The following is a 10,088-nucleotide window of genomic DNA, read 5'->3' as shown; positions in this document are numbered from 1 at the left end:
ACGTTTTTTATAATAGCCCCACTTCACACGCTTTATGAGCACTTTCCCTGGTTTATGATCACTTCACACGCTTTATGAGCACTTCCCCAGGTTTATGATCACTTTCCCCGCTTTATAATCCCCTTCCCCTGATTTATGACCTCCCTCCACCCCCTATGACTACTTTTACCAATCAACCACACACACCTACGCCTTCAATATTCTTCAAAAAACAAAAAGAACACCGCTCCTGGGGGGAAGCGGTGTTCATATAAAGGGAATGGGAAAAATGTTCACGTTCAAACAAAAGGGGTGTATGTTTGGTTTGTGAGTTTCATTCACAAGTTAAATCTATCACAAAATAATTGTTACATCAACAATTCACAAGCGATTTCATGGATTTGTCACATATGATCTCTTTGAAAACGCTTACTTAAAGGACTCTTTTCCATACATAAAAACAGACAATCATGCGAACTGAGCATGATTGTCTGTTTATTTACTATTTTGATATACTAAATTCACACTTATTGTTTGGCGAGTAATTGTTCCAACTCATTCAAACGCTCTTCGAATACTCGGCATGCTTCCTCAATTGGTGCAGTCGTTGTCATATCGACTCCCGCTTTCTTCAACACTTCTATTGGATAATCCGACGATCCGGCTTTCAAGAAGTTTGATACATAGCGCTCTACAGCAGGCTGGCCTTCAGTTAGGATCTGATGGCTCAACGCAACCGCAGCGCTGTATCCAGTTGCATATTGGTACACATAGTAATTCATGTAGAAGTGAGGAATTCGTGACCACTCTAATCCGATTTCTTCATCCACTGTCATAGCGCCACCAAAATACTTTTCATTTAGTGCATAATACTCTTCGGTAAGTTTTTCAGCTGTCAATGCCTCACCTTGCTGATCCAACTGATAAATCCTATGCTCAAACTCAGCAAACATCGTCTGACGGAATACCGTTCCACGGAATCCATCGAGCCAATGATTCAACAAGTAAATGCGCTTCTGCTCATCCTCTGTAGTCTTCAACAAGTAATCGTTGAGCAACGCCTCATTTACAGTTGAAGCCACCTCAGCTACAAAAATCGAATAGCCGCTATAGATGTATGGCTGATTGGCACGTGAATAGTAGCTGTGGGCACTGTGACCAAATTCGTGAGCTAGTGTAAACATGTTATTCACATTATCCTGCCAGTTCATTAAAATGTATGGATTTGTCCCGTATGAACCGGAAGAATAAGCACCAGATCGTTTTCCTTTGTTCTCACGGACGTCTACCCAACGGCTATCGAGTCCTTTTTTAATGATTGAACGGTACTCTTCACCCATCGGCTCAAAGCTTTCTAGCATTGTTTTTGCTGCATCCTCATAAGTAATTTTCATATCTAAATCTTTTACGAGTGGTGCATAGAGATCCCACATGTGAAGATCATCCAATTCAAATACTTTCTTCCGAAGTGCGATATAGCGGTGCAGCAACCCAACGTTATCCGAGATTGTATTCACAAGGTTCTCATACACTTGCTCCGGAATATGGTTGTTTGACAATGCAGCATCGCGAGCGGATTCATAATTACGGATTGTCGCATTGACATTATTCGTCTTCACATTTCCTGATAGAGTAGATGCAAATGTGTTTTTGAACGAACCATATGTCGCATACATCGCTTTGAACGCTTCTTCACGAACAGAACGATCCGGGCTTTCCAGGAAGTTGATGAAACGACCTTGAGATAGCTCAACTTCTTCCCCTTTTTCATTTTTCACAGTCGGGAACGTCAAGTCTGCGTTATTTAACATGCTGAACGTTTTGGATGAACCTTGTGCAACTTCAGACATTTGTGCAATCAGTGCTTCTTGCTCTGCTGGAAGTACGTGAGGACGCATGCTGTTCAATTCTTTCACTTCTTGCTTGTATAGGGATAGCCCTTCATTTTGTTCTACCATTTGATCGAGCTTTGCTTCCTCAATGGAAAGCAACTCTGGTAAGAAAAATGAAAGCTTTGTGGAAATTTTTACAGCCAATGACTTGGCACGGCTATCCATCGCCTGGTATGTGCTATTTGTTGTATCTTGGTCGGTCTTTAAATGTGAATATGTGTATAACATCCCTAACCGTTGCGAGAGTTCGTCACGATAAGTAAGCGCGTTCAAAAGTGCTTCCGGTCCATCATTCAATGTTCCTTGGTATGATTCTGCTTGTGACGAAAGTTTTTCAATTTCCTCGTATTCTGCAGTCCAAGCCGCATCGCTTTCAAAGATGTTTTCTAAGTTCCATGTTTCTTCCACTTTGACTTCATCGCGCGTAAGTAATTTCTCTGCCAATGTAATTCCTCCTTGATCCCGATGATTCGGGAATCGAATCTTTTTCCATTTTCTCAATTTTCTATCTGCATTGCAAGGAATCTCTCTAGAAGTATGTGAACAATCTCTTTCTCTATTCGCGTATTTGGGATGGACTCCTTCTTTTTCCAAACAATTCTCTGAAGGAACTGTAAATAAGACATACAGGCTTCAATTTGTTGCTTGCTGCAACCTGCATAGGCATGTACAAATCGGCGCAATCGCTGAATTGGAACAAAGGTTGGTGAAAGTTCGAAACGTCTTAACAAGTAAATTAAGCCTAGCTGCCATTCACAATCATGAACAACGAATGCACGATTCCCTTTCACGGGAACACCTATCCACAGTGGGAGTTCTGTCGGACGTAATTTCAGTTCATAACAATGACGTAAAAAAGGATCTTGGACGCCACGTCGATTTAAAAATATCGAGCGCTCCAAGTACGTCGTTCGGTGTATTTTGTAAGACTTGTAGTAGTGAAGGAGTACATGTTGATCAGGAAGTTTCGGACGTGCAAACGGAAAGGTTTGTAAATTAGACGGTAACTTCCGATGGATCGCGATGAAGCGATTTCCGTCAATGGGTAGAAGATGACTAAAATAATGGAATTGCTTTGTCTCTGGGGATAATGTGAGCAGTGTATGTTCTGGGGATACGCTCGTTGTAAAGAACAATTGATGGAAGGATGAAAAACTAAACAGTCCCATTCCTTCAGGGCGCCCTTTATATTTGTCAGGAGTTTGTAAGATCCAAATAGGTTCCATTCCTAAGGATCGGTACCCTTCTGTTCGATTGGATTTCACTTCTTCCGGCAAGCGACTGCATTGGAATTCAATCGGTATTGCACGCCCCTCATGTTGCACAAGTAGGTCAGGACGCTGTGCAAGCTCGGGTATGAGCGGTTCTAATACAGAAGGTTTTTCTAAGCGCTGAAAGAACGAGTGCAGGAGCTGTTTTCCTTGAAGATGTGGAATTGACTCCCCTTCGGAAAAACTGGAGGTACAGGTTGAGTCTACTTCATGAGCAAAATGAGGAATCCGTATGGAGCCAACTTTCAATAAAACTCGGTCACCACACTGGGGACAACGGAATTGTTGCTCGGTTCGCCACGTTCTTAGGTGCTCTCGTTTAACGGTATCGTCGAGAACAACGGGCGTTCCATCGTTTAAGTTTGCTGTTAGTATATAAAACACTCCTTTCACTGAATAGTTTACGAATTTAAATGTGAAATAGCAAATTTAACATCATCGCTGGTTTATTCTTAACAAAAATCCGAAGAAACTCTCACTTAGTAACACAGTACTAAGTATGATTTTGGATATAAAAAAACCACCTCGAAAGGTGGCTGTGAATGATTTAGAAATAAGATTCGATGGTTTGGAACACATTTGAACCCATTACTTCTGTTCCATACTCTCTCAAGCGATGGATCGTCAAGTTCGTGGGTGTTCCATACTCAAGAATAATACTTTCCACATCGATTTTATCTGAAATTTCTTTATCTGATGAACTATAGTCAATATACAAGTAATACTTCTCTTCGAATGAATACAATGAAGTTGTTTCATCAAGATTAGAAAGTTGAGAAGCCAAAGGGATTAAATCATCAAACTCTTTAAATACGAACAACTCTCGTGCTGTCGCCATTTTGCTATCCGCGACAGAATCATTTGTCGACTCAGATGAGTCATCTGTTCCTTCAAGTTCAGGCTGGAAGAGTTTACGAGGATCGTCAATGCCATAAGGATATTCCGTCGATTCTCCTTCTTCTGGTAACTGAGCTCGTGTAACGAGAACTTCAATTCCACCACTCATTGCATGCACTTGAATCCATAAAGGTCCTTCAATTTCAAACTCAATATCAGACTCCGAATCGATTTCTTCCATCATATCCCAAAACAATTCCTCACTCTTATCGCGGTTATACCAAACTTCCTCACGAGTAAATCCTCGTTCTTCGATATCCATGTAGGACAAGTAAAATTTGACCGTATTCTCATTGATTCTCTCGATTTCCATGATTTCTCTCTCCTTTCCCCTGAAGTAGACGTGCCGTCCAACTTCTTTTTCGTTCCCGCGATGCTTCTTCTACTATATGTTCAATTCTTCAGTAACGAAAGGGTTTTGCCTCGAAGGTTGCAGACAAATTTTTTTTAGTGTGAAAAAACCATTCCCTACGCTAAGTTACTAAGTAGAATCTATCCAATGCACCGTGCACGGAAACTAGGAGAATGGAAAAAGCTGATAGGTTTACGGCATTCACCATGACATCCCCTATCAGCTTATTTATAAGTATTCGTTAGTTTACCATGCGACGTGCTTCTAGTAACTGATAGGCTCTAACCTTTCGTGGTAAGAAGCGGCGAATTTCATCTTCATTATACCCTACTTGAAGACGTTTTTCATCTAAGATGATTGGTCTTCTTAAGAGACCCGGATGTTCTTGGATCAATTCATATAATCGTTGAAGTGGTAAGCTCTCAACGTCAACATTTAGTTTTTGGAAAATCTTAGAGCGAGTAGAGATGATTTCATCTGTTCCATCTTCAGTCATTCGAAGAATTTGTTTGATTTCATCAATATTTAGAGGTTCAGAGAAAATATTACGCTCCTCGTAAGGAATTTCATGTTCCTCCAACCATGCTTTCGCTTTTCGACATGATGTACAGCTTGGTGATGTAAATAATGTAACGCCCATTTGCTGACACTCCCTTTCAATCGGCTTCATATAATGGTGACTATCTTTTATACATTAGAATTATTTTAAATTAATGTTCATAATGACTATTATACACACATTTGTTCTCAATGAATACACTTTTAAAAAATTATTTCTTGCACTCTTCAAGATTGTAACATTTCCGCAATAATCGCCACTTCTCAACACCGTATTTATGTAATCTCTACTGTTATTCCCATATCAGAAAGAGATTAAACATCAAATTTTTTCAAATCGTATTATCAATTACAAAATCGAAGTGAAAATGTGTTCTTATCTACTAGTACGTTTCAAACGTCAAAAGGTTCCAATTTTGAATTAGTTTCGTTGATTATTTTGAGTATTCCCGAAGAATCTATTTTGAAACCGAATTATACTTGCAATCCATGTGTGAGCATATTATAATTACTCCAATTATAAGAACGGCTTAGACGGAACAAGTACTTTTAATGGAGCTTCTAAAGAGAGCCTGTGGGTGGTGTGAACAGGTGAAGCCGTTGAAAGGAATGGGCTCCCGAGCTCGGTTGAATGTGTAGAATACCACTACTATTTCACTGCGTTCCCCCGCGTTAAGGGGTTTGAGTGGCCTTCGGGCAATTCGGGTGGCACCGCGGTTCCTACACATCGACCGTCCCTATTTTTATAGGGATGTGTCGGTGTTTTTTTGTGTTTAAATTTAAGGAGGAAACAACAATGACAACTATTTTTTCAGGTGTTCAACCGACAGGTATTATTACGTTAGGAAATTACATTGGGGCATTCCGACAATTCATCGAGCTTCAGCATGAAGCGGATTGCATTTTCTGTATCGTTGATCAGCATGCGATTACCGTTCAGCAAGATCCTGACGACTTGAAACAGGCGATCCGTTCGCTTGCTGCAACCTATATTGCAAGTGGGATAGACCCTGAGGAGTCAGTACTCTTCATACAATCGGAAGTCCCTGCTCATGCACAAGCAGGATGGATTATGCAATGTACGTCTTCCATCGGAGAACTCGAGCGCATGACACAGTTCAAAGATAAGTCCGATGGGCAAGATGGAGTTTCTGCTGGCTTGCTAACATATCCTCCACTAATGGCAGCTGATATTCTCCTTTACAACACAGATGTTGTCCCTGTTGGAGAAGACCAGAAACAACATTTAGAGTTAACACGGGACTTAGCGGAACGATTCAATCGCCGTTATGCAGATGTGCTGACGATTCCAGAAGTGCGCATACCAAAAGTCGGCGCACGCATTAAGTCGTTGCAAGATCCGTTGAAAAAGATGAGTAAATCAGATCCGAATCAGAAAGCAACGATTTTCTTAATGGATACGCCGAAACAAATCGAGAAGAAGATTAAAAGTGCAGTGACAGATTCTGAAGGAGTTGTCCGTTTTGACGTCGAGAATAAGCCCGGTGTCTCTAATTTGTTGATCATCGAATCAGCACTAACGGGTATTACTGTGGAGAACCTAGTTGCTAAGTATGATGGTCAAGGGTATGGTGCGTTTAAAGCAGGTGTTGCTGAAAGCGTCATTAATCACCTAGCTCCAATTCAAAAGACTTATCATGAATTGATGGAGTCCGACAAATTGGATGCGATTCTGGATGAAGGCGCCATTAAAGCAAATGCAATTGCATCAGCGACACTTACGAAAATGGAAGCCGCGATGGGACTCGGACGTAAACGGTAAGCAATAGTAAGATAATTGCCCCAATAAACAGCGCAAAATCGACTGATTTTAAGATGAAAAGCACGACAGTCCGCATATCGAAGCCCATCGATGTGTAGTTCAAATACGTGATCATGGTTGTACATGTGGTGACAATGAGACCATAGCTAAGTAGGAATAAGAACAGTCGCGTCATGACATCGATCCTTTTTTAGTTTTGTCCTACTATATGAAAGCTATCCAGTTTTTAAGACTGACACGCTACACATGAAAAAAGAGCTACTTCGGAGAAATAATCCGAGTAGCTCTTTTGATTGGAAAGAATTAGATTTTTTTGAAGATAAGTGATGCGTTATGACCACCAAATCCAAGTGAGTTGCTCATTGCATACGTAACGTCGGCTTTACGAGGTCCGTCTGTAATGTAGTCGAGATCACACTCTGGATCTGCATTTTCATAATTAGTTGTCGGAGGCAAGACGCCTTCTTGCAACGCTTTTGCAGTAAAGATTGCTTCTAGTCCACCTGCAGCTCCAAGCAAGTGCCCTGTCATCGACTTTGTTGAACTAATAGCGAGTTTGTAAGCATGTTCGCCGAACACGGTTTTCGCTGCCATTGTTTCAAACAAATCGTTGTAAGCAGTACTTGTACCGTGAGCGTTAATGTAGCCGATTTCATCTGGTGAAATTCCTGCTTGCTGAATCGCTTGTTGCATTGCACGCACTGCACCTTCACCTTCAGGAGCAGGTGCTGTAATGTGGTGTGCGTCCCCTGTCGACCCATAACCAATTACTTCTGCATAGATTTTAGCACCGCGTTTTACTGCGTGCTCATATTCTTCCAAAATAATAATTCCCGCTCCTTCACCAATGACAAATCCATCGCGTTCTTTATCAAACGGACGTGATGCCGTGTTTGGATCTGGATTAAGTGATAATGCTGTATTTGCACAGAATCCTGCGACAGACATTGTAGTGATTGGAGCCTCTGCTCCCCCCGTGATCATGACATCTGCATCGCCTCGAAGAATGACTTCAAATGCATCTCCAATCGAGTTTGTACCTGAAGCACATGCTGTCACGGTACAAGAGTTAATACCTTTGGCACCAAAGTGAATCGATACTTGACCAGAAGCCATGTCAGGAATCATCATGGGAACGAAGAACGGACTCACACGTCGGTAGCCTTTTTCCTGGAATGTAAGGAACTGCTTTTCGTGTGTTTCCATTCCGCCGATTCCTGAACCGATCCAGACACCTGTGCGAAGACCGGTCTCTTCATCCAGCTCTTCAAGTCCTGCATCTTTCATTGCCATGATGGAAGCCGCCATTGCATAGTGCGTGAATCGGTCCATTTTACGAGCTTCTTTTTTGGGTAAGTACTCTTCGATGTCGAAATCTTTTACTTCCGCAGCTACTTTCACCGGGAATAACTCAGTATCGAGTCTCGTCAACGGCCCGATACCTGACTTGCGGTCAAGAACGGACTGCCATGATTCCTCCGCCGTATTTCCTACCGGGGAAACGGCCCCGATTCCGGTAATGACTACGCGTCGTTTTTCCATTAGTTGAACTCTCCTTCGTTTCATAGATAGAATAGTTGCTTCCTTCGGTATGGTTTATATCAGATGACTTATTTGCCCCAGCGCATGCAGATGCCGCCCCAAGTGAGACCGCCACCGAAACCGACAAGCACGAGAATGTCATCGTCTTTCACGCGCCCTTCTTCGATATCGTCATGTAACGAAATCGGAATCGATGCTGCGGATGTGTTGCCATATTTGTGTACGGATTTAGACATCTTTTCGGGTGGAAGACCTAAACGTTCACGAGATGCTTCCATGATCCGGATGTTCGCTTGGTGTGGTATTAGGAAGTCCACATCCTCTTTTGACAGTCCTGCCTTTTCTATGACATTGACTGCGGACTCTCCCATCTGTCGAACTGCAAATTTAAACACTTCGCGTCCATTCATATGCAAGTAACGGTCCTGATAAAGATGCTCACCGCCAGTGCCATCTGCACCTAACTCGAATGAAAGAATACCGCGATTCCCACTTACTTTTCCAACGATTCCCGCGCCAGCACCGTCTCCAAATAAGACAGCTGTATTGCGATCTTTCCAATCTGTAATCTTGGATAGTTTTTCAACCCCTACCACCAGGACATAATCATGTGTGCCAGCTTCTACGAAATGTTTCGCAGTCACAACACCGTACATGAATCCTGCACATGCTGCAGAAATATCCATTGCAGCAGCATTTTTTGCACCAAGACGAGCTTGAAGCATCGTTGCCACAGATGGAAATGGACGATCGGGTGTTACAGTTGCCACTAGAATCATTCCGATTTGTTCAGGCTGGATGCCCGCTTTTTCTATCGCTTCTTTTGCAGCTGCGTAAGCCATATCTGATGTATCTGTACTATTATCAGCAATACGGCGTTCTTCAATTCCTGTGCGTGTACGAATCCATTCGTCTGAAGTATCCATTCTTTTTTCAAGATCTGCGTTTGTCAGCACGTGTTCAGGGACATACTTGCCAATACTTAGAAGTCCTACACCCATTGCTCATACCCCGTTCCTTGTTATCTATTGTTAGTACCTGGTATCAATGATAGTAGATATCATGATTTTTTTCAACAATGGAGACACGAAACCGTCAAACTCTTTTATCCAGGATGTAAATTAAGTTTCGAAACGAGCGTCGCTATGATATGATGAAAGGTGAAAAAGTATTCTAGAGGTGATTTCTGTGAAGTTCATCATGACGTTTGTTTGGTCATTCCTATTGGTTTCCATGCTCAACTATGTAGCAGGTTCCATTGCGAACATACCAACGTTTGATTTTACAACTGGAGTCATTGTCTCGCTTGTATTGTCTGTGATGGTATTCGCAATTACTGCGATTATTCCGGACGAGCCAGTTGCAGAGCATTGATCCATATCGCAGCGAAAGGGTTTGTTCCCTTTTGCTGTTTTTTTGTGAGGAAGATTGCATATTCTGAATGGAAAGACGTGGTGTGGTGTAGCATCGTACTCCTTAAACAAGCGATGCGTCCCCTATTAATACATTTACGTCGTTGAATTGTGTCTCAATGCCGATTAATTCACTAATATTTCCGATTGTGTTCTCCATTTTGCCGATTCTTCTCCCAATACTTCCGATGCTCCCTCTCATATTGCCGATTTCTCTGTTTATTTTTCCGATTCCGATATTCCATGGTGTAGCCCAGCGCAACCAATTCCCCCTTGACATCGTTGAATTGTGTCCCGTTATCGAGAAACTTCTCCATGTGTCGAAGAAGTTATCAGGGGTGATGAAGAAGCTTACGTTAGCGTCGGAGAAAACCCTCTTAGTGTCGGACAACTACAGAGTTC

9 protein-coding genes and 1 other annotated feature are annotated in these 10,088 nt (G+C 42.1%); of the genes, 2 read left to right on the top strand and 7 right to left on the bottom strand.

Annotated features, from left to right (window positions below):
* Positions 1–506: 506 nt before the first annotated feature.
* From pepF to spxA, 4 genes are all read right to left on the bottom strand, one after another.
* A complete protein-coding gene (gene pepF, locus N693_RS0117175; protein WP_037593629.1) occupies positions 507–2,315 on the bottom strand; it encodes an oligoendopeptidase F in 1,809 nt (602 codons plus the stop codon).
* Positions 2,316–2,368: 53 nt separating this feature from the next.
* The gene (locus tag N693_RS19480; protein WP_025786062.1) at positions 2,369–3,526 is read right to left on the bottom strand and encodes a competence protein CoiA; all 1,158 of its coding nucleotides are present in this window, start codon (positions 3,524–3,526) and stop codon (positions 2,369–2,371) included.
* Between the two features lie 163 nt (positions 3,527–3,689).
* Positions 3,690–4,352 (bottom strand): adaptor protein MecA, encoded by a 663-nt coding sequence (gene mecA / locus N693_RS0117165; RefSeq protein WP_025786061.1) that lies wholly within the window; start codon positions 4,350–4,352, stop codon positions 3,690–3,692.
* Positions 4,353–4,632: 280 nt separating this feature from the next.
* Positions 4,633–5,031: a transcriptional regulator SpxA gene (gene spxA / locus N693_RS0117160; RefSeq protein ID WP_025786060.1), complete on the bottom strand. Its 399-nt coding sequence runs from the start codon at positions 5,029–5,031 to the stop codon at positions 4,633–4,635.
* A gap of 440 nt (positions 5,032–5,471) precedes the next feature.
* Positions 5,472–5,691: a binding site (T-box leader), on the top strand.
* 54 nt (positions 5,692–5,745) lie between these two features.
* On the opposite strand from spxA, the gene trpS reads away from it, so the two are divergent.
* Complete coding sequence (gene trpS, locus N693_RS0117155) at positions 5,746–6,732, top strand: tryptophan--tRNA ligase (RefSeq protein WP_025786059.1); 987 nt, start codon at positions 5,746–5,748, stop codon at positions 6,730–6,732.
* A gap of 303 nt (positions 6,733–7,035) precedes the next feature.
* On the opposite strand, the gene fabF is transcribed toward trpS, so the two are convergent.
* Complete coding sequence (gene fabF / locus N693_RS0117150) at positions 7,036–8,274, bottom strand: beta-ketoacyl-ACP synthase II (protein ID WP_025786058.1); 1,239 nt, start codon at positions 8,272–8,274, stop codon at positions 7,036–7,038.
* 68 nt (positions 8,275–8,342) lie between these two features.
* On the bottom strand, positions 8,343–9,275 hold the full coding sequence (locus N693_RS0117145; protein WP_025786057.1) for a beta-ketoacyl-ACP synthase III: 933 nt from the start codon (positions 9,273–9,275) through the stop codon (positions 8,343–8,345).
* A gap of 187 nt (positions 9,276–9,462) precedes the next feature.
* On the opposite strand from N693_RS0117145, the gene N693_RS0117140 reads away from it, so the two are divergent.
* Positions 9,463–9,648: a DUF2929 family protein gene (locus tag N693_RS0117140; RefSeq protein WP_025786056.1), complete on the top strand. Its 186-nt coding sequence runs from the start codon at positions 9,463–9,465 to the stop codon at positions 9,646–9,648.
* Between the two features lie 102 nt (positions 9,649–9,750).
* Here the strand turns inward: N693_RS0117140 and N693_RS0117135 are convergent, their stop codons facing one another.
* Positions 9,751–9,948 carry a hypothetical protein gene (locus tag N693_RS0117135; RefSeq protein ID WP_025786055.1) on the bottom strand — a complete coding sequence of 66 codons (198 nt, stop codon included), beginning with the start codon at positions 9,946–9,948 and terminating at the stop codon, positions 9,751–9,753.
* Positions 9,949–10,088 lie beyond the last annotated feature (140 nt).

Origin of the sequence: Sporosarcina sp. D27, assembly GCF_000586555.1 — a bacterium.
Lineage (GTDB): Bacteria > Bacillota > Bacilli > Bacillales_A > Planococcaceae > Sporosarcina.
This window is presented reverse-complemented; position numbering and strand designations above follow the sequence as displayed.